We start from the raw sequence: 23,403 nt of genomic DNA, 5'->3' as shown, positions 1-23,403 counted from the left end.
GGGGCCGCCCCATCGACTTCCGATCCGCAGATCTCGATGGGCGTCAGAAGCAGCGGCGCACCTTGCGCACCACCACCCGGCCGAAGGGCCCACGGGTGCGGGTCACCTGGACCGTGCAGCGCGGGCCGCGGCGTACCACCCGGCGGGTGACGTACTGCGCCTGCTCGATCGAGGCGACGGGCGCGACCGTGTGGCCGGGGGCGACCGGCAGGGCCGAGGCCGGCGCGAGGCTGAGGCCCGTGGCGAGGGTGGCGGCGATCCCGAGGACGATGGCTCGCATGGCGAGGCTCCCTGTCTGGTGGGTTGGGGGCGCCTCGATCGCCGTTAGCGCATGAACATCCGGTTAATGCCGTGAATGCACCCTGGACCGGCGTCCCCGTGCGTTGCACGCGGGCCGGCCCTCGTCTAACTCATCGTCGCATGACGACCGAGCACGACAAGATCCTCATCATCGATTTCGGCAGCCAGGTGACGCAGCTCATCGCCCGACGGGTGCGTGAGGAGGGCGTCTATTCCGAGATCGTGCCGTTCCAGGCGGCCGAGGCGGCCTTCGCGGCGATGAAGCCGCGGGCGGTGATCCTGTCGGGCGGGCCGGAATCGGTCACGGTCGAATCCTCGCCCCGGGCGCCGCAGGGCGTGTTCGAGGCCGGCGTGCCGGTGCTCGGCATCTGCTACGGCGAGCAGACGATGGCGGCGCAGCTCGGCGGCGAGGTCGAGGGCGGGCACCACGCCGAGTTCGGCCGGGCCGAGGTCGAGATCATCGCCGACAGCGCGCTGTTCCGCGGCGTCTGGCACGTCGGCGAGAAGTACCCGGTCTGGATGAGCCATGGCGACCGGGTGACGAAGCTGCCGGACGGGTTCACCACCGTGGCGATCTCGCCCAATGCCCCCTTCGCGGCGGTGGCGGACGAGGCGCGCCAGTTCTACGCGGTGCAGTTCCATCCCGAGGTGGCCCACACCCCACACGGCGCGCTGCTGATCCGCAACTTCGTGCGCGACATCGCCGGCTGCACCGGCGACTGGTCGATGGCCGCCTTCCGCGACGAGGCGATCGAGCGCATCCGCGCCCAGGTCGGCGGCGCCAAGGTGCTGTGCGGCCTCTCGGGCGGCGTCGATTCGGCGGTGGCGGCGGTGCTGATCCACGAGGCGATCGGCGAGCAGCTCACCTGCGTCTTCGTCGATCACGGCCTGCTGCGCCAGGGCGAGGCCGAGGAGGTGGTGCGCCTGTTCCGCGACCACTACAACATCCCCCTCGTCCACGTGCAGGCCTCCGACCTCTTCCTCGGCGAGCTCGCCGGGGTCACGGATCCGGAGGTCAAGCGCAAGACGATCGGGCGCCTGTTCATCGACGTGTTCGAGGCGGAAGCCAAGAAGATCGGCGGAGCCGACTTCCTGGCCCAAGGCACGCTCTATCCCGACGTGATCGAGAGCGTGTCGTTCACCGGCGGGCCGTCGGTGACGATCAAGAGCCACCACAATGTCGGCGGCCTGCCCGCCCGCATGAACATGAAGCTCGTCGAGCCCCTGCGCGAGCTGTTCAAGGACGAGGTCCGGGTGCTCGGCCGCGAGCTCGGCCTGCCCGAGGCCTTCGTCGGCCGCCATCCCTTCCCGGGCCCGGGCCTCGCGATCCGCTGCCCCGGCGAGATCACGGGCGAGAAGCTCGATGCGCTCCGCAAGGCCGACGCGATCTACCTCGAGGAGATCCGCAAGGCCGGGCTCTACGACACGATCTGGCAGGCCTTCGCGGTGATCCTCCCGGTCAAGACCGTCGGCGTGATGGGCGACGGGCGCACCTACGACCACGTCTGTGCCCTGCGCGCCGTCACCTCGGTCGACGGCATGACGGCGGATTTCTATCCCTTCGACATGGCGTTCCTGGGCCGGGTCGCGACCCGGATCATCAATGAGGTCAAGGGCATCAACCGGGTGACCTACGACATCACCTCCAAGCCCCCCGGCACGATCGAGTGGGAGTGAGGGCGCGTGGGAGCGAGGGGCGGCCGCCCGAGCCCCCGACCCGCCGATCCGGAAGCCCGCGCCGATGCGGCGGCCGGGTATAAGCCGAGAATGCGACTCAACCTCCATCGCCAAATGGCATAGCGTAGCGCCTCGGCGATGCGCGCGGCGGGTCCTCAGCCCGCGGCGCGATGGGACTTTGTGGCTATGCGGAGTGAAGCAATCGCGGTCCGCGCGGACGACTCTGATGCGGGCTCCGCGCTGCACGATGCCTGGTCCCGCCTCGTCTGGAACGCACCCGACCACGCCCTGTGCCTCCTCGATCCGGCCGGGCGGGTCGCGGCCTGGAACACGGGCGCCGAGCACCTGACCGGCTACCCGGCCGCGGAGGTGATCGGTCGCTCCTTCGCGTATGGCGAGGCGCCCGAAGAGAGCGCCGCGGCGCTCGCGGTGGCGCGAGAGGCCGGGCGCTACGAGACGGAAGGATGGTGGCCGCGGCGCGACGGCAGCCGGTTCCGTGCCCATACCGTCATCGCGGCGATCCGCGACGGCGACACGCTCGCCGGCTTCGCCCAGATCATCCGCGACGCGACCCCCCGCGGCGACGAGGGCGGCCAGTTCCAGGCGGCGGCGCTGATCCTCGACCTCGCCCTCTCGACCATGTCGCAGGGGCTGTGCCTGTTCGACGCCGACGGCCAGGTGCGGCTCCTCAACCAGCGCTTCTTCGCGATGTTCGCCGCTGCCGGCGGGCGCGACCTGGTCGGGACGCCGATCGAGGCGATCTGGGCCCTCGCCTTCGCGGGGCCGGAGGCGGAGCCGCGTGAGGGCGCCGCCCTGCTCGCCGGGCACGAGGCGCCGCTCGGCCGCGGCGAGACCGTGGTAATCCCGACGCAGGACGGCCGTGCGATCGCCCTGGTGCGGCGGGGCGTTCCGGGCGGGGCGTTCGTCGTCACCTTCGAGGATGTGACGCGCCAGCGCGAGGCGGAACTCGAGATCAGCCGGCTCGCCCATCACGACGTGCTCACCGGCCTCGCCAACCGGGCGATGCTGTGGCGGCGCCTGCGCGAGAGTGCCGCCGATGGATCGCTTCCGGCCGGCACCGCGCTCCTGTTCCTCGACCTCGACGGCTTCAAGGCCGTCAACGACGACCTCGGGCACCAGGCGGGCGATGCGTTGCTCCAGCAGGTGGCCGCGCGTCTGAGGCAGGCCGTGCCGGAAGCGGGGCTCGCCGCCCGGTTCGGCGGCGACGAGTTCGCCCTGCTGCTGCCGGGAGCTGTCGGGGATCTCGCGGTGCCGCTCGCCGAGGGTCTGCTGATCGAGCTCGCCCGGCCCTACGCGATCGAGGGCCAGCGGCCGCGCCACGTCACGGCCAGCATCGGCATCGCCTTCGCGGAGGACGCCACCACGCCCGACGCCATGCTGCACCAGGCCGATTGCGCGCTCTACGCCGCCAAGGGTGCCGGCAAGGCCGCCTGGCGCCCCTTCACCCCGGAGCTGGAGACCGAGCGCAGCGACGAGGAGCGCCTCGAGCAGGACCTCCGGCACGCCATCGCGGCCGGCCAGCTCGGCGTCGCCTACCAGCCGATCATCGGTCTCGCCCATGGCGGGGTCAACGCCCGGGAGGCGCTGCTGCGCTGGACCCATCCCGCGCGGGGCGCGGTCTCGCCGAGGAAGTTCATCCCGGTCGCCGAGAAATCGGACCTGATCCGCACGCTCGGCCTATGGGTGCTCGACCGGGCGTGCCGTGACGCCGCCGCCTGGTCCGACACGGCCCGGATCTGCGTCAACGTCTCGGTGCGCCAGCTCGGCGACGGCAGCCTGCCGCGGGCGGTCCAGGAGATCCTCGGCCAGACCGGCCTGGCGCCGCGGCGCCTCGAACTCGAGATCACCGAGACGGTGCTGAGCAACACCACCGAGGGCATCGTCGACGACCTGCAGCTCCTCCACGCCATGGGCGTGCGCATCTCCCTCGACGATTTCGGCGTTGGCTTCTCGTCCCTCGGCCGCTTACGCGCCTACCCGTTCGACCGCATCAAGCTCGATGCCTCCTTCGTGCGCGACGCCGTCGAGCGGCCGGATTGCCGGGCGATCGTCGGCGTCGTGGCCGAGCTCGGCCGGCGCCTCGGCATCGAGACGGTGGCGGAGGGCGTCGAGACGCCGGCCCAGCTCGCGGTGATCCACGAGGAGGGCTTCACCGAGGCGCAGGGCTACCTCTTCGGCCGCGCCATCCTGTCCGCTCCCGCCGCGGCCCCGGCGGCGTGAGCCGCCGGGACGTGAGACCGGATCAGGCGATCGAGCCGGTGTGCTTCTCGAGCAGCGCCCAGGCATCGTCGCCGAACTTGCCCTTCCACTCCTTGTAGAAGCCGGCCGATTGCAGCTTGGCCTGGAACGCCTTGGTGTCGACGTCGTGGAAGGCGAGGCCGCGCCCGCGCAGGTCCTGCTCGGTCGAGATGTTGCGCTTGAGCGTCTCGGCGCGCTGCTCGACCGCCTGGGCGTTGAAGTGCTTGGCCACCACGGTCTTCACGTCCTGGGGCAGGCCGCGCCAGATCTTGCCGTTGGAGAGCAGCCAGAAGCCGTCCCACATGTGGTTGGTCTTCGAGAGGTGCTTCTGCACCTCGTAGAGCTTGGCGGTGTCGATCAGCGTCAGCGGGTTCTCCTGGCCCTCGGCGATCTTCGTCTGCAGCGCCGAGTACACCTCCGCGAAGTTGATCGTCATCGGGGCGGCGTCGAAGGCCTTGAACATCGAGGTCCACATCGGGCTCGGCGGGACCCGGATCTTGAAGCCCTTGAAGTCCTCCGGCTTCAGGATCGGCCGGCTCGACGAGGTGGTCTGGCGGAAGCCGTTCTCCCAGATGCGGTCGAAGGCGTAGAGGCCGGACTTGTCGATCTGCGCGCGCACATGGGCGCCGAGGTCGCCGTCCATCGCCGGCCACAGCTTGTCGTAGGACGACCAGGCGAAGCCGACGCCGCTGATCGAGGCCGCCGGCACCAGGGTGGCGAGGATCAGCGGAGAGAGGGTGAACAGCTCCAGCGCGCCGGAGCGCAGCTGGCTCAGCATGTCGGTGTCGCCGCCGAGCTGGTTGTTGGGAAACAGCTTGACCTCGACCTTGCCGCCGGTCTCCTCGCGGATCGCGTCCGCGGCCTTGGTCATGTAGATCGTGAGCGGGTGGCTGACCGGCGCGTTGTTGGCGGCCTTCAGGGTGAACTCGGCCGCGTGCGCCCGGGTGATGCGCAGCACCGCCGGGCCCGCGACGGCGCCGGCGACGGCGAGATGGAGCGCGCGGCGGCGCGTGAGCGTGGTCATGGCTTCCTCCTCAAGCGGTCCGGCGATCCGGACCAACGGCCTTCCCCGCGTCTGCCGCGCGGGTCACTCGAGGCTTAAAGCACGTTTTCTCCGCTCCGGCATCCGCCGCGCAGCCCCGACCGAGGCGTTTCCCCGGCGGGGATCGCGCGCCTTCGGCAATCGCCGTTACGCGCGCGCCGAAATGCTCTAAGGAGGGGGCCATCCGTCTCGTGCGGGCGGCGCGCCCGCGCCGGCCCGGAGGTTCGCTGTCCCTTCCGCCATGCCGCTCGTCCGCTCGATCCTGTTCACCGTCGCCTTCTACCTCGTCACCGCCGCGCTGCTGATCGGCGGCCTGCCCACCCTGGTCAGCCGGCGCCGCGTGGTGTGGCTGGCCCAGACCTGGGCCCGGATCATCCTCCGGCTGCTCGATGCCATCGTCGGCCTGCGGGTCGAGTTCCGCGGGCTGGAGCACCGCCCGGCCGGGGCCTGCCTGGTCGCCGCCAAGCACCAATCGGCCCTCGAGACCCTGGCCCTCGTCACGGTGCTCGACGACTTCAGCTACATCCTCAAGCGCGAGCTGATGTGGCTGCCCCTGTTCGGCTGGTACCTCGCCCGCAGCGAGATGGTGGCGATCGACCGCTCGAAGGGGTCCCGCGCGCTCGCGCTGATGAACGAGGAGGCCGCCGCCGCGATGGCCGACGGCCGCCGCCTGATCATCTTCCCCGAAGGCACGCGGCGCGCGCCGGGCGCGCCCCCGGCCTACAAGTACGGCGTCGTCCACATGTACGACCGGCTCGGCGTGCCGTGCCTGCCTGTCGCGCTCAATACCGGGGTGTTCTGGGGCCGGCGCCGCCTGACCTACCGCCCGGGCACCGCGGTCATCGAGTTCCTGCCCGCGATCCCGCCGGGCCTGTCGCGGGACACGTTCTACGCGCAGTTGCAGGAGCGGATCGAGGCGGCCTCCGACGCCCTGGTGCGGGAGGCGGGACAGCCCGGTTCGCCGCGCACGGCGGTGCGGGCTCAGGAGACGTAGCGTTTCGGGTCGTGCCGCGCGTGGAGGCATGCACCAGGCAGTATTCTTCGTTCCGTTCGCGATCTCAGGACGAGGTCGCGGGTGGGACGATCTGAAGACGCCGGCTGGGTGGACCCGGTGATTCGAGCGTCCGTGCGGTTTCGAACGCCGGCCAAGCACAGCCGTGACGCGGTTGCGAACCGCCGAACATGAACTCTTCGTAATTTCGAAACGATGTCGCCGTCTCGTGCATTTCATGGGCTCACAACAGGAGGCCACGATGCGTTGGACAATGGCTGCGGGCGCCGCAATCCTGTCTGTCGGCGCCCTCGTCGGGACTGGAACGACCGCGGAGGCGCGCGACGGCTGCGGCCCCGGGTTCCACCGGAATTGGAGCGGCTGGTGCCGCCCGAACTTCTACGGCCCCCCGGTCTATTACGCCCCGGTCCGCTACCGGCCCGTCGTGTGGGGGCCGCGCTGGGGTTACGGCTGGCGTCGCGTCGGCTGGCACCGGCCCTGGGGCTACGGCGGATGGCGGCGGGTCGGCTGGCATCGGCCATGGGGCTATGGCGGTGGCTGGCACCGCGCCGGCTGGGGCGGGGGATGGGGCCATCACGGCTGGCATCACCGCTGGTGAGCGCGCGCGGCAGCCGGATTTCCGGCTGCCGCACACCTTTTCGACGCTTCGCCGAACCCTGGCCTTGAACCCCGCGCACCCCCTCGCCAGATCTCGTGAACTCCGATCGTTCGCGCTTGACGGACCTCCGGAATCGGAACTAGGCTGGAACAAATGGCGAACAAACGAGCCCTGTCCTGGTCGGTGGCGATGCGGGACATCCAGAACGACCGCGCGAGGAGAATGGACGTGCGTGAGGAGCGCCTGAGGACGGCCACAGGCCTGCGCGGCACCCCGGCCCTGCCGCTGAGTGCCTGGCGCGGCCGATCCGGCCGCCGCTACGTGGTGGGCATCCACGCCCTCGACGACGATCCGGCGGAGGTCGGGGAGGCGGTGGTGATCGCGGTGCGCCGCGGCGGCGACGGGACCGCCGAGCTGGTCGCGGTGGCCGCTGCCGGCGAGAGCCCGCGCGAGCGGCTTGCCCGCGGGTGGCTCACCCGCGCCCGCGCCCGCGGCGCGACCGAGATGCACGTCCATCGCCTCGCCGAGGACGCGGCGGCCCGCCGCGCCGTGGTGGCGGATCTCGGCGGCGCGCCGGCCTGAGGGATCCCTAGTAGATCGGCCCGGACGACCAGGTCGGGCTCGCGAGCGGCAACGGCTCCGGCAGGGCGCGAGGCTCGGCGGCGAGCGCCGGCCGCGGCGCCGGGGAGGGCGGCGGCGCGTAGGCGTGGACCGGCGCCGGGCGCGGCGCTGGCGCACGCGCGACCTTCGAGCCGGTCTCCCGGGCGCTCGTCGGCGACAGGCCGTAGGGATCGTCCTCCTCGACGTCGATCGGCGCCGGGTCGGGGGCGGGCTGCCAGGCCGGCTTCTTGCGGATCGGCGAGAGCGGCGTGCCGGGCGGCGGCAGTCGCGATTCGTACTTGATCAGCGGCTTGCAGATCCGGCGCAGACCCCTTGGATCGTGCCGCGCCAGGTCGAGATGCAGGTGGTCGTAGTGGTAGACGTTCGACCCCGGCGCCAGCACCGTGGTGAAGTGGTTGCAGGCGCCGAGGAAGACCTCGCGCAGAAAGCCCTGCTCGGCTTCGGTGCCGCGCCAGCCGCCCTTGACCGTCACCACGTAGCCGTCGGCGAAGCGGAAGGACATCACGTCGACGGCGTTGCCGAACGAGTGCTCCGAGAGCTTGGCGCCGACCTGGTTGTTGCGGCCGCGGCAGGCATAGGAGCCGGAATTGATCTCGACCACCGGCTGGCCGAAATACACCTCAGCCGCCGGCTGCACCGTGCCGGCGAGCCAGGCCTCGACCTCCGGGATGATCGGGCAGGCGAGGGTCATGCGCTGCTTGAGCGCCACCGTGCCGCCGGCGAGCCGCGTGACGCGGAACGGATGCACCATCCCGCACACGCCCGGCCCGTCGATCTCCTTGATCGGCTGGATGTCCTCGCTCGGGCGAACGAGTTTCTGGGCGAGGCAGACCTCTTCGGCCTGATTCCGCCAGGGTTCGCGCTGCTCAAACCGGTTGAGCGCGCATCCGGTAAGCCCCAGGCCGAAAAGCGTGAAGGCTGAGAACGCTACGATGCCACGACGCATGGTCCGGACAATGCGCACGATGCCGTAAACACCGCGTCAACCTAAGCCGTCAGCCTTTGGCCCAGGATGGGGCGACCGCCTCACGCGAACCGTTTGGCCCCCGCGACGCACAGGACCACCAGCCCCGTCACGGCGATCATCGACGGGGCGACCGGCTCGCCGAGCAGCAGCCCCGCCAGCGCCAGTCCGAGAAAGGGCTGGAGCAATTGCAACTGGCCGACGCCTGCGATGCCGCCTCGCGCCAGGCCGCGATACCAGAACACGAAGCCGATCAGCATGCTGAACACCGACACGTAGGCGAGGCCGAGCCACGCGGGAGCGCCGACCTCCGCCACGCCCGCCGGCCGGGTCGCAAGCGCCAGGACCAGCATCGCCGGCAGGGCGAGGACCAGCGCCCAGGAGATCACCTGCCATCCCCCGAGCCGGCGCGACAGGGCCGCGCCCTCGGCATAGCCGAGCCCGCAGAGCAGGATGGCGGCGAGCATCAGCAGGTCGCCGGTGAGCGAGCCCTGTCCGCCTTGAACGAGGGCGAAGCCCGCCACCGCGCCGCTGCCGAGGAGGGAGAACAGCCAGAACGCCGCCCGCGGCCGCTCACCTCCGCGCAGGACCCCGAACAGCGCGGTGGCGAGCGGCAGGAGGCCGATGAACACGATCGAGTGGGCCGAGGTGACGTGCTGGAGCGCCAGCGCGGTCAGGAGCGGGAAGCCCAGCACCACGCCGAACGCCACGATGGCGAGCGAGGCGAGATCGGACCGGGCCGGCCGCGCCTGCCGCAATCCCCACAGCAGCGCCGCCCCGAGAAATGCCGCGATCACCGCCCGGGCCGAGGTGAGGAACAGCGGCGAGAAGCCGCCCACCGCCACCCGCGTCGCCGGCAGCGAGCCGCTGAAGATCACCACGCCGAGGAGCCCGCTGCCCCATCCGTCCGCCGACTGCCGCATCGCTGGCGCCCCGTCCCGCTTCCGCCTCGGGGAATAGGGCCGCCGGAGTGGCGCACGAAGGCACAGTCCCATACGGTTTCATCGATCTGTATGGGTGGCCCTGCCCACACTGTCGGGGACGAGGCGATGGCGGAAGGTGGCCGCACGGCGGCGGTGATGGCGGCGATCCGGGGGCGGATCGCGGCACGGGGGCTGGCGCCGGGCGAGAGGCTGCCGTCGATCCGCCGGCTCGCCATCGCCATGGGCGTCTCGCCCTCGACCGTGGTCGAGGCCTATGAGCGCCTGGCGGCGGAGGGGGCGGTGCGCTCCCGGCCCGGTTCCGGCTTCTATGCCGCGGCGCCGGCCCCGCCGACGCTCGCCGAGACCGGCCCGCGGCTCGACCGGGCGGTGGACCCGCTCTGGGTCTCGCGGCAATCCCTCGACGGTGAGCCTGACCTCCCGAAGCCCGGCTGCGGCTGGCTGCCGCCGGCCTGGATGCCGGTGGCGGCGCTCCGCCGCGCCGCCCGCGGCCTCGCCCGGGCCGAGGATGCGGTGCTCACCGATTACGGTGCCACGCGGGGGCCGCTCCCCTTGCGCCGGCTTCTGGCGCGGCAATGCGCCGGCGAGGGGCTGGCGGTCGGCCCCGACCAGATCCTGCTCACCGGCTCGGGCACGCAGGCGATCGACCTGATCTGCCGCCTGCTCGTGCGGCCGGGCGACACGGTGCTGGTCGACGATCCGTGCTACTTCAACTTCCAGGCGCTTCTGCACGCCCACCGGGCCAACGTGATCGGCGTACCCTACACCGAGGCCGGGCCGGACCCGGAGCGCTTTGCGGAGGAAGCAGCGGCGCACTGCCCGCGTCTCTACGTGACCAACTCGGCCCTCCACAACCCGACCGGGGCCACGCTCTCGCCGGCCATCGCCCACCGGCTGCTCAGCGCCGCGGCCGCCCACGACGTCACCATCGTCGAGGACGACATCTTCGCGCCCTTCGAGCCGGAGCCCTCGCCGCGGCTTGCCTCCCTCGACGGGCTGGAGCGGGTGATCCGGATCGGCAGCTTCTCCAAGACCCTCTCGGCCTCGATTCGCTGCGGCTACGTCGTGGCCAGGGCGGAGTGGATCGAGGCGCTGATCGATCTCCAGGTGGCGACGAGCTTCGGCGGGGTGAGCCCGGTCGCGGCGGAGCTGGTCGCGGGCGTGCTGGGGGACGGGCAGTACCGCAAGCACCTCGAATCCCTACGCCGGCGCCTCGACCGGGCCCGGCGCGATGCCACCGCGCAACTGGCCGGACTCGGCATCCGGCCCTGGCTGATGCCGCGGGGCGGGTTCTATCTCTGGTGCACCCTGCCGGATGGCTGCAACGCCGCGGACGTGGCCCGGGCCGCCCTGCGCGGTGGCATAGTACTGGCCCCAGGCGACGTGTTCAGCGTCTCACGCACGGCCGGGTACCGCATGCGCTTCAACGTGGCGCAGATGGGAGATGCGCGGGTGCTGCCGGCGCTGGAACGGGCGCTGGCCGCGCCGGAGGCGTGAGGCGCGTTGCCGGGATCGCGCCTCACGCCTCCGGCTTCCCTCAGACGCGGCCGTCGGCCTCGACCAGGACCGGCCTGTGTCCGAACACGGCGAGGCTGAGCGCCGCCATGGCCCAGGCGCAGAAGGCCGCGTAGAGCATCACCCAGCCGAAGCCGTGCAGCAGCGCCTCGCGCCCCGCCACGGCGCCCAGCTCGATCCCGCCCGGCACCCCGGCCGTCAGGTTGCCGGCGGCGATCGTCTCGGCCAGCCGGTCGAGCAGGCCGGCCTCCGCCTGCGGCAGCAGGCGAGCGAGGCTGGCGCGAATGCCCTGCACCAGGATGACGCCCATCAGAGCGATGTTGATCGCGAGCGAGATCATCCGGGCGCTCATGTCCATTCCCGAGGCCATGCCGGCCCGCTCGGCGGGAACCGCGGCGGTCGCGGTGTTGGTGACCGGCGTGTTGGTCAGCCCGAGGCCGGCTCCGGCGAGGAGGCAGCCGGGCAGCAGTGCGGCCCAGCTCGCCGGATCGGCGGCCGTGGCAGCGCGCATCAGCACGAAGCCGAGGCCGATGGTGAAGAGGCCGAGCGGGATGACGCGGTGCGGACCGTGGCGCCGCAGCAGCGCCTCGGCGACGGGAGGGACGAACAGGGTCGGCAGTGTGTAAGCGAGCAGCGCGAGGCCGGCTCCGACGCTGTCGAGCCCGAGCACCGCCTGGAAGTGGATCGGCACGTAGATCACGAACGGCCAGAAGCTGAAGTTCATGCCGCTCGCACCGATGAGGGCGCCCGAGAAGCGGCGAATGCGGAAGGCCCGGAAGTCGAACATCGGCCTGACCGTCCGGATCTCGACGGCGACGAACGCGGCGACGCTCAGCGCTCCGATGGCGGCCGTGACGAGGCCGGCTGGATCGTCGGGCGAGAGGGCCTGCCCCCGGGTGATGAGGAAGACGAGGCAGAACACCGCCAGCGACAGCGTGACCATGCCGGCGAGGTCGATCCGCACCGCATGGGGGTCCGAGGATTCCTCCACGCCGGCCCGGGCGAGGAGCATCGCGCCGACGGCCAGGACGGCGTGGATGAGGAAGACCCAGTGCCAGGTCGACAGGGCGACGATGGCACCGCCGACGAGCGGTCCGAAGCCGAGCCCGATGCCGAAGATGATGCCCCACCAGCCGAAGGCCACGCCGCGATCCGGGCCGTCGCGGAACTGGTGTGAGAGCACGGCGATCTGGCAGGCCAGCATCGCCGCGGCGCTGGTACCCTGGAGGAAGCGGGCGGCGATGAGCAGAGCCGCGCTCGCGGCAAGGCCGCAAATCAGGGAGGCTGCACCGAACACTCCGATGCCGGCGAGGAAGACGCGCTTGCGGCCGAACCGGTCGGCCAGGGCGCCCATCGCCATCAGCCAGGTCGTCATGGCGATGGTGTAGGCGTTCATGATCCATTGCAGCTCCCGGAAGTCGGCCGGAAGGACCTGCTCCAGGGTTGGCAGGATCGCCGGGATGCTGGAGATCTCCAGCCCGAGCATCAGGGCGGACAGGCACACGGCCGCGAGGGCAACGACGTTGCGCGGCGTTCGATGGACGGACATGGACGGCCCCTTGTGCTTCCGGCGGCCGCGGGCAGGGCGAGCGTGCGCGATGCACGATCATCGCGGACGCGCCTGGTCACGGCGGCGGGGGTGACGGTGCCGCGCAAGGTGTCTCCGGCTGGACCACGACTCAACGTGATGGCAGACTATTTCAGTGACAACGTATCATGATGAATCGCCGTGCTGACGTTGGATGTCGATGCCGTCCGCGCCTTCGTGCTGGTCGCGGAGCACAGGAGCTTCACCCGCGCGGCGGAGGCGCTGGGCACGACGCAGGGCGCCGTCAGCGTGAAGCTGAAGCGGCTGGAGGACCGGCTCGGCCATCGGCTCATCGAGCGGACGCCCCGGCAGGTGCGGCTGTCGGCGCAGGGCGAGACCTTCATCGGGCCGGCGCGGGACTTCCTGGCCGCGCATGAGCGCGCCGTCGCCGGGCTGACGGTCGCGCGCCGCCGCTTCCGGCTCGGGATCGGCAGCCACGTGATGGGACCGGAGGTGCCGACGCTGCTCGCGCGCCTGAAGTCCCTCGACCCGGCCCTCACGATCGAGGTCCTGCTCGACAATTCCTGGACGCTGATGGAGGCCTTCGACGGCGGAACCCTCGACGCCGTGATCATCCGCAGCGACGACGACCGGCGCGACGGCGAGATCCTCGGGCCGGAGCATTTCGGTTGGTTCGCCGCGCCGGACTTCGCGCATCGCGCGGGCGAGCCGCTGCCGCTCGCCACGCTATCACCCTTCTGCGCGGTGCGCGACGAGGCGACGCGCCTGCTCGATCGCGCCGGCATCCCGTGGACGGAGGTCTTCGTCGGCGGCACGACCGCCAACGCGGCGGCCATCTCGGCGGGGCTCGCCGTCGCGGCGTTTCCGTGCCGGCTCGCACCCGGGGATTCCGTGGAGATGGGCGATCGGCTCGGCCTGCCACCGCTGCCCTCCCATGACATCGTCCTGCACTCGTCGCTCTCGGATTCGAGGACGAAGGCGACTTTGCGCACCATCACGGCGGCATTCCGCGAGCACCGCAAGCCGGTGGGCGGGTCGTGCCTGCCATGACCGACCTTATGCCGGCGGCGTTACAGATTGTGCCGATGAGGAGTGGGGGCTTCAGGAGGTGGTGCGGGCGGTCGGACTCGAACCGACATATCCGTGAGGACGGCGGATTTTGAGTCCGCTGCGTCTACCAATTCCGCCACGCCCGCGCGCGGTGAAGCCCCTCTCCTGTGCCGTGCGAAGCGGGAGCGTGTCAATCCCGTGCGGTGCGGCTGGTGCCCTGGCGATGCGAGCCGCGCTGCTCCTTGGGCGGTGCTTCCTGGGGCGGAGTCTCCTTGGCCGTGTCCGGCGCCTCGTTGATGCCGGGCGCGATGCCGGGCGCGATCTGGTCGGCGCTCAGGCCCGCCTTCGGGTCGGGGGCGGGCAAGGTCGAGACGTCGTGCGAGCCCTTGACGGTGGTGGTGATGCCGGCCGGTGACACGTCGGCACCTTGCGGCCGCTTGGGGCCGAGGCGGTCGACGAAGGCGCTGAACACGCCGCGCAAGCTGTCCCCCGGCTCGGCATAGGCGCCGACCGAGACCGTCGCCGTCATGCCGGCGACGAGGGCGATGTCCTGTGGCACCTGCTCGATGCGGATGCGCACCGGCACCCGCTGGGCGAGGCGGACCCAGGTATAGACCGGGTCGACGCTGGGCAAACCTTGCGTGCTCGCCGCCGCGTTCGGGGTGCTGATGCCGCGGGTGATGCTGTCGACCCGGCCGCGGATCGGCTCGGCATAGCCCATCAACGCCGCCGTCGCCGGGTCGCCGACCCGGATGTGCTCCATCTTGGTCTCCTCGAAATAGCCGTCGATCCAGTACGAATCGGCGTCGATGACCGAGATGTTGCGGGTGCCGGCGGTGGCGTAGTCGCCGACCCGCAGGAGCAGGTTGGTGACGTAGCCGTTGACCGGGCTTCGCACTTCCGTACGCTTCAGGTTGATCTCGGCCTGGGCGGCCTGCGCCTGGGCGGAGGCGAAGGCGGCCTCCGCCTGCTTGGCGACCCCGGCATATTGCTGCTTCTCCTCGATCGAGGTCGAGACCGTGGTCAGCGCCTCGCGCCGCGCCGCCTGCGCGCGCTTGACCTGCAGGTCGGCGGCCCGGTTCTCGACGTCGGCCTTGGCGGAATCGAGCGCGACCTTGAAGTCGAACGGGTCGATCACGTAGAGCACGTCGCCTTTGCGCACGAGCTGGTTGTCGACCACCCGGAGTTCGGTGATCTGGCCCGAGACCTGGGGCGCGACGCTCGCCACCTGCACCCGCACCCGGCCATCCCGCGTCCAGGGCGCGGTGACGTAGTACTGCCAGACGATCAGGGCTGCGGCGGCGGCGAGGGCCAGCACCACGAGCGTGGCCAGGATCCGCAAGGCGCGCCGCCCCCGGGTCGTCCGCTTGACCGCCACGACTTCCTCCTCACACCAGCACGATCAGCAGCGCCAGGATGCACACGTAGATCCCCGCCTCGGCAAGCGGCGGATTTGCGAAGACGCGCTCGAACCGCAACAGGCGCAGGAGCGGCCGCAGGGCGAGCAGGATCGCCAGGGCGGCCGCCGCGTAGATGACGAAGGGGGAGACCAGGACCCCGCCGATCGTCAGTTCGTGAAACATGGCCTACCGGGACCCCCACAGGTCGAGGCGCCGCAGCACCCGGCCCTGCCCCTCGACGACATAGGACGCGGTGGTGAGGTCGGCCACAACCCGCGTTGCGGTGCGGCGCGATTCGGCCGGCGCGGTGCGGGCGGCGGCGAGCAGGGCGGCACCCGCCTGGCGCAAGGGTCCCGCTTCGGCCAGGCGCAGGGCGGCTCGGGCCTGATGCACCGCATCGTCATAGGCTGCCACCTCGGCGAGCCGGTTGAGGCCGGCTTGCGCGCCGGCGGCGGCGGTGTCGAGGGCGGCGAGCGCGAAGGCGTGCCGCAGGGTGGCGCGGCGGACGGCGCCCGCGGCGCAGGCCCAGCCGGCGAACTGCACCAGGCGGTCGGCATCGAGGTTGACCCGCTCGTCGGCCTCCTGCGGCTCGCCCGACAGGGCCTCGATCACGTCCGCCCGGGCGGCCTGGAGCGACCAGCGCCGGCGCTGGGCATTGGTGGTCGGCAGGACGATCCGGATCACCAGGAACAGGATCAACCCGGAGACGCAGAACAGCACGCTCGAATCGAGATAGGATTCCGGGTTGTAGGGCTGCGGGTTCGCCGGGGCGAGGACCACGGGGAAGAACACCAGCAGGATGAAGCCGAGGCTCGCGGTCGCCGGGCGCAGGCTGAGCAGGCAGGCGACGACGATCACCGGCGCCATCGCGATGGCGAGCAGCGGGAAGCCCTGGCCGCCGTCGAGGAGGATGAACTCGACCACGCCGGCGCAGGCCGCGGCGAGCGGCATGCCCCACAGGGCTCCGGTGGCAAAGCCGATCGGATTCGGATTGATCGAGGCGAGCGCCGCGAAGGCCGAGACCTGCAGCAGGGCCGAGGAGGTCGCCGGCCAGCCGCTCAGGACGAACAGGCCTGCGCTGATCGCGATCGTGATGACGACCCGGGCGGCATTGCGCAGCGCATCCGGAAAGTCCCGATGCACCGGCAGGCGCATGTCGCGCATCGGCTCGCGGCCGGTCTCCAGCGCCTCGATCCCGTCGTCGGCGAGGCGGTCCTGGCGCAAGAGGTCGATGGCGCGCCGGTGCAGCAGCACGGAATCGGGATGCGCCTCGCCGCTCGCCGCGAGTGCGTCGAGGCGGGCCATCAGGTCGGGCAGGGCGTCGTGGTCGCCGTCGAGGCCGGCGAGAACGCGTGTCCGCAGGTCGTCCGGATCGCCGGAGCGCGAGACGGCGAGGGCGAAGGAGCGGGCCGCCGCCACCGAGGCGAACAGGGCCGCCACCGCGCTGCGGGCCCCCGCCGCCCGGTTCTCGCCGTCGTGGAACTCGGTCCCGACGACCCCGATCGCGTCGCGGGGCGCGGCCACGAGGCGCATCGCGTCGGCGGCGGCCTCCGGGCCGGGATCGCCGTCCCGGATCGCCCTCTGGACGAAGTCGCGCACCGCGTCGCGGGCTTTGGCCATGCCCGCGCTGAGGTCGGGGAAGACGTAGGGCGCGCCGAGCGCGTCGTTGATGAAGGTGATGGAGAGAATGCCGAGGGTGATCGCGGCGACGCGGGCGATGCCGGATTCGAAGACGGATTGCGGCGCGTCGATGTTGTTGATCGCGATGATCGCCACCGTGTAGCCCGACAGCATGGCGCCGTAGGCCTTGGTGCCCTGGAGGTAGTTGGCGACGAAGACGCAGAGGCCCATCCAGGTCGCGAAGGCGACCAGCATCTCGACCCGGTCCTGCCCGAACAGGGCGGTGAACACGATCGCGACCACGAAGCCGATCAGCGTGCCGAGGAAGCGGTAGACCGCCTTCGACAGGGCCTGGCCGCGCCGGGGCTGGGCCAGGATCGCCACCGTGACGGCGGCCGAGGAAGCGCTCTCGAGCTGGAGCCAGAACCCGGCATAGAGCGCCAGCATCATGGCGAGCCAGATCCGCACGGCGTAGGCCCAGGAGGAGAGCGGCGGCGGCTCGATCCGGTCGAGGATTGCGTCGATCCAGCCGCGGCTCCCCGTTACCTCGGTCAACGCCCGTCTCCAAGATCGATCGCGCTCGATTGGGATGCACAATCCGAATTCGATGCTAGGGTGGGAGTAGCCGGACAGCGACCCGGCCCGTGGCCCTGCGCCGCGCCAGAACGATCAGTCGAGGAAGCGCCGATGAGCAAGCCTGAAATCCGCGTCGCCACGTTCGCGGGCCCTGGGGCTGAACCCGTCATCCAATCGGTGCCCTGGCCGAAGGTTCCGCGCAAGGCCGCGCTGATCAAGGTGGGTGCCTGCGGTGTCTGCGGTACCGACCAGCACATCCTTAAGGGCCACTGGCCGAAGCCCCTGCCGTGGCCCTTCACCCTCGGCCACGAGATCGGCGGCGTCATCGTCGAGAAGGGTGAGGAGTTCACCGCCGACTTCATGGAGAAGCCGCTCCAGGTCGGATCGAAGGTGATGATCCCGCCGCTCATGCCCTGTGGGCATTGCTATTACTGCGTCCACTACCCCGAACAGGCCAACAAGTGCCTGACCCCGGTCTATTACGGGCGCTATCTCGGCTTCGACAAGGCGCCGCACCTGTGGGGCGGCTGGGCCGAGTACGTCTATGTCGACCTCGAGATGCTGCCGGGCACCAAGGTCTATAAATTGCCCGATGACATGTCGCTGCGCCTCGGTGCGCTGTCCGAGCCGCTGACTTCCTGCATCCGCGCCTTCAACCGGGCGACCCGGGCCGGCGGCTTCAAGTGGGGCGACACCGTCGTGATCCAGGGCTCGGGTCCCATCGGCATCCTGGCGGTGGCCGCCGCCCAGGAGATGGGCGCCGGCCGGGTGATCTGCGTCGGCGCGCCGGAGGAGCCGCGCCTCGCGCTCGCCCGCAAGTTCGGCGCCGAGGCCACCGTCGACATCACCAAGGTCACGACGCCGGAGGCCCGCATCGCCGCAGTGCGCGAGATTGTCGGCGGCTTCGGCGCCGACCTGGTGATGGATTGCTCCGGCCACCCGACGGCGGGCCCCGAGGGCATCGAGTTCCTGCGCGACGGCGGCACCTACGTCGAGATGGGCCAGTTCACCGATGCGGGGAAGATCGAGACCTCGTGGCACCGGATCTGCTCCAAGGATCTGAACGTGCTCGGCTCCTGGGCCTTTACCGGCAACGACCTGCCGCTCGGCGTCGACATGCTCTACCGCGCCCGGGACAAGTATCCGTGGCTCGAGATGCAGACGGTCTATCCGTTCACCCAGGAGGGCGTGTCGCGGGCGGTGAAGGACGCGATGGCGATGAAGACGGTGAAATCCACCATCGTGCCGTTCCCGGAGCTCGTCGCGTGACGCCATCAATGAGCGCCTGACCCGATGGCGGGACGGGCGCGAAGGCGCTAGGTCGAGGCTTCGATTCAGCTGTCTCGGAGCCCGTGCCGTTGCGTCCCGCTCGTCTCGCCGCCCTGTTCCTCGCCTGCGTGCCGGCCGCGGCCTCCGCGCAGGCGGGTCCCCAGCCCACCGGTACCTGGCTCACGCCCGCGGGCGATTCGCAGATCCGCATCAGCCGCTGCGGCGCCGCCTATTGCGGCACGATCGCCAAGGTGCTGGCCGGCGAGACCAGGGACGTCCACAACCCCGACGCCGGCTTGCGCGGCCGCAGCCTCGTCGGCGTGGCGCTCACCCGCGACATGCGCCCGGCCGGCGAGGGCTGGGAAGGCTCGCTCTACAACTTTCGAGACGGCCGGACCTATTCGGGCAAGCTCGCCATGAAGGGGCCGAACGTGCTGGAACTGTCGGGCTGCGTGCTCGGCGGGCTGATCTGCAAGAAGCAGATGTGGACGCGGGTGGAGTAGGACGAGTTGGGAGGGCGTGATGGGGCTTCTGGTCGACGGCGTCTGGCACGACCAATGGTACGACACCAAGGAGACCGGCGGGCGCTTCGTGCGCAAGGACGCGGCCTTCCGCAACTGGATCACGCCGGACGGCGCGGCCGGCCCGAGCGGGGAGGGCGGCTTCCCGGCCGAATCGGGACGCTATCACCTCTACGTCTCCCTCGCCTGTCCGTGGGCGCACCGCACCCTGATCGTGCGGGCCCTCAAGGGGCTGCAGGACGCGGTCTCGGTCTCGGTGGTCGATCCGCATATGGGCCGCGAGGGCTGGGTGTTCGGCGACAGCCCGGGTGCCGGGCCCGACACGCTCAACGGCGCGACCCGGCTCTACGAGGTCTATCTGAAGGCCGACCCGCATTACACCGGCCGGGTCACCGTGCCGGTCCTGTGGGACAAGGAGCGCGGCACGATCGTGTCGAACGAATCGGCCGAGATCATCCGGATGCTCAACGGCGCGTTCGGCGGCAGCGGCCCGGACCTCTACCCGGAGGACCTGCGTACGGAGATCGACGCCCTGAATGCCCGGGTCTACGACCGGGTCAATAACGGCGTCTACAAGGCCGGCTTCGCGACGGCCCAAGAGGCCTACGAGGAGGCGGTAACGGCGCTCTTCGAGGAGCTCGACGCCCTCGACGCCCGCCTCGACCGCGGCCGCTACCTGATGGGCGACCGCCTGACCGAGGCCGACATCCGGCTGTTCACCACGCTGGTGCGGTTCGATCCGGTCTATGTCGGCCACTTCAAGTGCAACCTGCGCCGGATCGCCGACTACCCGAACCTCGCGCCCTACCTGCGCGACCTCTACCAGACCCCCGGCATCACCCCGACGGTGAACCTCACCCATATCAAGCGGCACTATTACGAGAGCCACCCGACCATCAACCCGACCGGGATCGTCCCGCTCGGGCCGGTGCTGGATTATGAGGCGCCGCATGGGCGGGCGGAGCGGTTCGAAGCCTGATCAGCGAGCGAACCCGGCCCTCGGGCCATGAGGTTTCCGCTCCCACGATGTTTTACACCTCTCAGGGTCATCCCAGGGCTCGCCGCAGGCGAGAGCCTGGGATCCAGAATCACAGGTGGCGCAGAACGAAGCGGGGCGCGGCTCGCTCTGCTCTGAATGTCCTGCGATTCTGGATTCCGGACTCCGCTTTGCGGCCCCGGAGTGACGATGGAGTGCTTTTCAGCGCTGCGCGAGGTCTTTCCGCAGCCGCCTGAGCGTCACGCCGATGCCGAGAAGACATCCGGCAGCGACGGCAGCCTCTGCCGCAGCCGCAGCAGCGCGATGGTCTCGATCTCGGCGAGCGCATGGGCCCGCTCGTCCTCGGGCGGGTTGTCGAGGCGCTCGGCGAGCTGGCTCAGGATCTCATCCGGGCTCTTGCCCCGCACCGCCATCACGAACGGGAAGCCGTGGCGGCTGCGGTAGCGCTCGTTGAGGTCGAGGAAGCGGGCGCGGCCCTCCTGGTCGAGGGCGTCGAGGCCGGCCGAGGCCTGCTCGGCGCGCGACTCCGGCGCGAGATCGGCCGCCGCGACGCGCCCGGCGAGGTCGGGATGGGCGCGGATCAGCGCGAGTTGCCGCTCCGGCTCGGCCGCCCGCATCACCTCGACCATCGCGGCGTGGAGCCCGTCGGCCGAGTCCTGCATGCCCGAGAGCCCGGCGGCGTGGGCACCGTCGGCGACCCACGGCGAGTGCTCGAACACGTCGCCGAAGCTCTCGACGAACAGGGCGCGGCCCATCCGGCTCGGGGTCAGGCCGGCGGGCGCGTGCGTCTTCGCCCAGTGCCGGGCGATGTCGATGCGCCGCGTCACCCACACGTCCGGGTGCGCGGCGACGTGGTCGAGGAAGCGGGCGAGCGCCGCGATCCGGCCCGGCCGCCCGACGAGGCGGCAATGCAGGCCGACCGACAGCATCCGGGGCGTCTCGGCGCCCTCCGCGTAGAGCACGTCGAAGGAATCGCGCAGGTAGGCGAAGAACTGGTCGCCGGCGTTGAAGCCTTGCGGCGTGGCGAACCGCATGTCGTTGGCGTCGAGGGTGTAGGGCACGACGAGTTGCGGCGCCCGCGGTCCCTCGACCCAGTAGGGCAGGTCGTCGGCGTAAGAATCGGCCGAGTAGAGGAAGCCGCCCTCCTCCATCACCAGCCGCAAGGTGTTCTCCGAGGTGCGCCCGGTATACCAGCCGAGCGGACGCTCGCCCGTCACCTCGGTGTGGATCCGAATCGCCTCGCTCATGTGGGCCTTCTCCTCCTCGTAGGAGAAGTCGCGGTAGTCGATCCACTTGAGGCCGTGGCTGGCGATCTCCCAGCCCGCCTCGCGCATCGCGGCGACGGCTTGCGGGTTGCGCTGAAGGGCCGTCGCGACGCCGTAGACGGTCACCGGCATGTTGCGCCCAGTGAACAGCTTGTGCAGGCGCCAGAAGCCGACCCGCGAGCCGTACTCGTAGATCGATTCCATGCTCATGTGGCGCTGGCCCGGCCACGCTTGGGCGCCGACGATCTCCGACAGGAAGGCTTCCGAGGCCCGGTCGCCGTGCAGCAGGCAGTTCTCGCCGCCCTCCTCGTAGTTGATGACGAACTGCACCGCGATGCGGGCCCCGTCCGGCCATTGCGCGTGCGGCGGGGTACGGCCGTAGCCGACGAGGTCGCGGGGGTAGGGGGAGTCGGTCATGGGCGGATCCGATCGGGGCCGAGGCCGCGCCGTCCGGCGCCGAGTGAAGCGCGGGATCCCCTCTCCCAAGCGGGAGAGGGGTAGGGGTGAGGGTACCACGGTTCTGAGTCGAACTCAGACTGTTCCGCTGCCGGCACGACGCTCAGCGCTTTGACACTGAAGCGTGTCACCCTCACCCCCGGCCCCTCTCCCACGTGGGAGAGGGGAGCCGCGCCCGACCCGGCACCTGGACGGAGCGGGACGGCCGTAGGGAAATCGTCCCGCAACCTTAGCCGTACGGCAGCCCGGGCGCAAAACCGCCGCGGGGCTCACCCTGCCAAGGCCGCTAGCGCCGGATCGACCCGCGCGAAATGGTCCACCCAGGTCGGCGCCCGGTAACCTGCGAGGCGTTCCGCCATCGTGGCTCGGAGCCCCGAGCCCGGCGCCGCCAGTTCCTCCACCGCCCGCATCCAGCCCAGCCCGTCGAGCGGATGCAGGAACTCCGCGAAGCTGCCTGCGATCTCGCGATGGACCGGGATGTCGGAGGCGACGACCGGCAGGCCCGTGGCGGCGGCCTCCAGCACCGGCAGGCCGTAGCCCTCGGCGAAGGAGGGCATCAGGAGCGCGGTGGCGTGCCCCATCAGCCGCACCAGGCCGGCGGTCGAGAGCCCCGAGACCTCGACGACGTGGGCGCACACCGCCGGGCAGCGCTCCAGGAGGTCGATCACGTTCTCGCTCTCCCAGCCCCGCCGCCCGACGACGACGAGGCGCGGCGTCGCCTCGCCGTGCCGGGCGCCAAGCTCGCGCCAGGCGGTGAGGAGGCTGATGAGGTTCTTGCGCGGCTCGATCGTGCCGCAGACGAGGAAGAACGGCCGGGCCGGAGCGGGCGAAGGCCCGTCATGGGGCGCGCCGTGGAAGGCCGCCTCGATCCCGAGCGGCCCGACGGTGACCGGCGGCACCCGGCGCCCGAGGCCGGCGAGGTGGGCGGAGAAGCGGCTCCCCACATCGGCCGAGTTCACCACGACCGCCTGGGCATGGCGGGCGACCGTCTCCATCCGCACCCGGTGCCGCTCGGCCTCGCCGGCGCGGCCGTATTCGGGGTACTCGATCGGGATCAGGTCGTGGATGAAGAAGACCGGCCGGATGTCGGGCCGGTCGTACAGCCAGTCGAACCGCGCCGGCTTGTCGAGGCGCAGGTGCGAGGTGTGGAGGTAGAGCGCGTTCATGGGCACGCGCTCCGGGCCCGGCGCCCGGAATGCCGTGAGCCAAGCCTGGAGCTGCCGGGCCCGGCGGGCGCGCGCGCCGTCCGGCTTCGCCGACGACGAACTCGGAGCGGGCACCGGCAGGCCGAGCCGGCCCGCAAGGTCGCGATAGACCGGGTCGTCGCCCGCCGTGACCTCTTCGGTCCAGGCGGCCGAAGCCGCTTCGACGAGACCTGTCATCTGCGCCCGGTCGAGCACCTTCGGGCCGAGCGGCGTCGAGACGATCCCGAAGCGCGGACCGGCCTGACCCAGCAGATGGCGGGCATAGGCGAGGTCGACCCGGTCGATCCCGGTCGGGCTCGCGTGGCGCAGGCGGGTGACGAGGCGGGTGAGGTCGAGGGCGACGGGATGAGGGCGCATGAAACCTTGAATGATGAGGTCCCGTCCAAGGGGACATGGTCGCCCGCGTTCCTACACAGAGGCGGAGCCGAAGCCGAATCCGCCTTGTGCGGCAGCGCACAAAACCGGCCTCGGCCCGTGGATGGTCGCCCTTGCAACAGTGAGCGATGATGATTTATCGCATTCGTCACCGCTCCGTCGCGTCGCGGTGACAAGTGTCGGACGCGCCG

Annotated in this window: 19 protein-coding genes, 1 tRNA gene and 1 pseudogene; 10 read left to right on the top strand and 11 right to left on the bottom strand. The window is 71.1% G+C overall.

The features are described 5' to 3' along the window. Positions 1 to 43: 43 nt before the first annotated feature. Entirely contained in the window at positions 44 to 280 is a 237-nt protein-coding gene (locus MFF64_RS00785) for a hypothetical protein (protein ID WP_238189146.1), read from the bottom strand. A gap of 140 nt (positions 281 to 420) precedes the next feature. Between MFF64_RS00785 and guaA the strand changes: the two genes are divergently transcribed. Both guaA and MFF64_RS00775 read left to right on the top strand, forming a co-directional pair. Beyond that, on the top strand, positions 421 to 1,977 hold the full coding sequence (gene guaA / locus MFF64_RS00780) for a glutamine-hydrolyzing GMP synthase (protein ID WP_099902393.1): 1,557 nt from the start codon (positions 421 to 423) through the stop codon (positions 1,975 to 1,977). Positions 1,978 to 2,163: 186 nt separating this feature from the next. After that, complete coding sequence (locus MFF64_RS00775) at positions 2,164 to 4,218, top strand: putative bifunctional diguanylate cyclase/phosphodiesterase (protein ID WP_238189142.1); 2,055 nt, start codon at positions 2,164 to 2,166, stop codon at positions 4,216 to 4,218. 22 nt (positions 4,219 to 4,240) lie between these two features. On the opposite strand, the gene MFF64_RS00770 is transcribed toward MFF64_RS00775, so the two are convergent. Further along, positions 4,241 to 5,260 carry a TRAP transporter substrate-binding protein gene (locus tag MFF64_RS00770; protein ID WP_099905922.1) on the bottom strand — a complete coding sequence of 340 codons (1,020 nt, stop codon included), beginning with the start codon at positions 5,258 to 5,260 and terminating at the stop codon, positions 4,241 to 4,243. A 259-nt stretch (positions 5,261 to 5,519) separates the two neighbouring features. Here MFF64_RS00770 and MFF64_RS00765 point away from each other — a divergent pair, with 259 nt between their 5' ends. The 3 genes from MFF64_RS00765 to MFF64_RS00755 all read left to right on the top strand — a co-directional run bounded on the left by MFF64_RS00765 (position 5,520) and on the right by MFF64_RS00755 (position 7,470). Further along, positions 5,520 to 6,272: a lysophospholipid acyltransferase family protein gene (locus MFF64_RS00765; protein ID WP_099905920.1), complete on the top strand. Its 753-nt coding sequence runs from the start codon at positions 5,520 to 5,522 to the stop codon at positions 6,270 to 6,272. A gap of 259 nt (positions 6,273 to 6,531) precedes the next feature. Beyond that, complete coding sequence (locus MFF64_RS00760; RefSeq protein ID WP_099905915.1) at positions 6,532 to 6,888, top strand: GCG_CRPN prefix-to-repeats domain-containing protein; 357 nt, start codon at positions 6,532 to 6,534, stop codon at positions 6,886 to 6,888. A gap of 153 nt (positions 6,889 to 7,041) precedes the next feature. Beyond that, positions 7,042 to 7,470 (top strand): hypothetical protein, encoded by a 429-nt coding sequence (locus tag MFF64_RS00755; protein ID WP_093568843.1) that lies wholly within the window; start codon positions 7,042 to 7,044, stop codon positions 7,468 to 7,470. 7 nt (positions 7,471 to 7,477) lie between these two features. Here the strand turns inward: MFF64_RS00755 and MFF64_RS00750 are convergent, their stop codons facing one another. Next, entirely contained in the window at positions 7,478 to 8,455 is a 978-nt protein-coding gene (locus tag MFF64_RS00750) for an extensin-like domain-containing protein (protein WP_099905910.1), read from the bottom strand. An 80-nt stretch (positions 8,456 to 8,535) separates the two neighbouring features. Further along, entirely contained in the window at positions 8,536 to 9,396 is an 861-nt protein-coding gene (locus MFF64_RS00745; protein WP_238189140.1) for a DMT family transporter, read from the bottom strand. A gap of 126 nt (positions 9,397 to 9,522) precedes the next feature. On the opposite strand from MFF64_RS00745, the gene MFF64_RS00740 reads away from it, so the two are divergent. Continuing rightward, positions 9,523 to 10,911 carry an aminotransferase-like domain-containing protein gene (locus MFF64_RS00740; RefSeq protein ID WP_238189131.1) on the top strand — a complete coding sequence of 463 codons (1,389 nt, stop codon included), beginning with the start codon at positions 9,523 to 9,525 and terminating at the stop codon, positions 10,909 to 10,911. Positions 10,912 to 10,951: 40 nt separating this feature from the next. Here the strand turns inward: MFF64_RS00740 and MFF64_RS00735 are convergent, their stop codons facing one another. Further along, positions 10,952 to 12,478 (bottom strand): MFS transporter, encoded by a 1,527-nt coding sequence (locus tag MFF64_RS00735; RefSeq protein ID WP_238189129.1) that lies wholly within the window; start codon positions 12,476 to 12,478, stop codon positions 10,952 to 10,954. A 180-nt stretch (positions 12,479 to 12,658) separates the two neighbouring features. Here MFF64_RS00735 and MFF64_RS00730 point away from each other — a divergent pair, with 180 nt between their 5' ends. Next, positions 12,659 to 13,528, top strand: a complete 870-nt coding sequence (locus MFF64_RS00730; protein WP_099907255.1) for a LysR family transcriptional regulator — start codon at positions 12,659 to 12,661, stop codon at positions 13,526 to 13,528. Between the two features lie 59 nt (positions 13,529 to 13,587). Here the strand turns inward: MFF64_RS00730 and MFF64_RS00725 are convergent. From MFF64_RS00725 to MFF64_RS00710, 4 genes and pseudogenes are all read right to left on the bottom strand, one after another. After that, a tRNA-Leu gene (locus tag MFF64_RS00725) sits at positions 13,588 to 13,674 on the bottom strand. Between the two features lie 359 nt (positions 13,675 to 14,033). Beyond that, positions 14,034 to 14,906: pseudogene (locus MFF64_RS00720) on the bottom strand (efflux RND transporter periplasmic adaptor subunit); the annotation flags it as partial. 10 nt (positions 14,907 to 14,916) lie between these two features. Then, entirely contained in the window at positions 14,917 to 15,111 is a 195-nt protein-coding gene (locus MFF64_RS00715) for a DUF1656 domain-containing protein (protein ID WP_099907251.1), read from the bottom strand. 3 nt (positions 15,112 to 15,114) lie between these two features. Then, the gene (locus tag MFF64_RS00710) at positions 15,115 to 17,103 is read right to left on the bottom strand and encodes an FUSC family protein (protein WP_238189127.1); all 1,989 of its coding nucleotides are present in this window, start codon (positions 17,101 to 17,103) and stop codon (positions 15,115 to 15,117) included. Positions 17,104 to 17,235: 132 nt separating this feature from the next. Here MFF64_RS00710 and MFF64_RS00705 point away from each other — a divergent pair, with 132 nt between their 5' ends. From MFF64_RS00705 to MFF64_RS00695, 3 genes are all read left to right on the top strand, one after another. Beyond that, positions 17,236 to 18,393 (top strand): zinc-binding dehydrogenase, encoded by a 1,158-nt coding sequence (locus tag MFF64_RS00705; protein WP_099907249.1) that lies wholly within the window; start codon positions 17,236 to 17,238, stop codon positions 18,391 to 18,393. A gap of 83 nt (positions 18,394 to 18,476) precedes the next feature. Continuing rightward, a complete protein-coding gene (locus MFF64_RS00700) occupies positions 18,477 to 18,896 on the top strand; it encodes a DUF2147 domain-containing protein (protein ID WP_244914113.1) in 420 nt (139 codons plus the stop codon). A 19-nt stretch (positions 18,897 to 18,915) separates the two neighbouring features. Further along, the gene (locus MFF64_RS00695; protein ID WP_099907246.1) at positions 18,916 to 19,893 is read left to right on the top strand and encodes a glutathione S-transferase family protein; all 978 of its coding nucleotides are present in this window, start codon (positions 18,916 to 18,918) and stop codon (positions 19,891 to 19,893) included. A 257-nt stretch (positions 19,894 to 20,150) separates the two neighbouring features. Here the strand turns inward: MFF64_RS00695 and puuE are convergent, their stop codons facing one another. Continuing rightward, positions 20,151 to 21,593, bottom strand: coding sequence for an allantoinase PuuE (gene puuE, locus MFF64_RS00690; RefSeq protein WP_238189125.1), 1,443 nt, complete (start codon positions 21,591 to 21,593; stop codon positions 20,151 to 20,153). Positions 21,594 to 21,901: 308 nt separating this feature from the next. Then, positions 21,902 to 23,194, bottom strand: a complete 1,293-nt coding sequence (locus MFF64_RS00685) for a glycosyltransferase family 4 protein (RefSeq protein WP_238189123.1) — start codon at positions 23,192 to 23,194, stop codon at positions 21,902 to 21,904. Positions 23,195 to 23,403: the final 209 nt, after the last annotated feature.

It is taken from the genome of Methylobacterium frigidaeris, from assembly GCF_022179185.1.
Lineage (GTDB): Bacteria > Pseudomonadota > Alphaproteobacteria > Rhizobiales > Beijerinckiaceae > Methylobacterium > Methylobacterium frigidaeris.
Note: the sequence above shows the minus strand (reverse complement) of the source record. Positions and strands in the feature narration are given on the sequence as shown.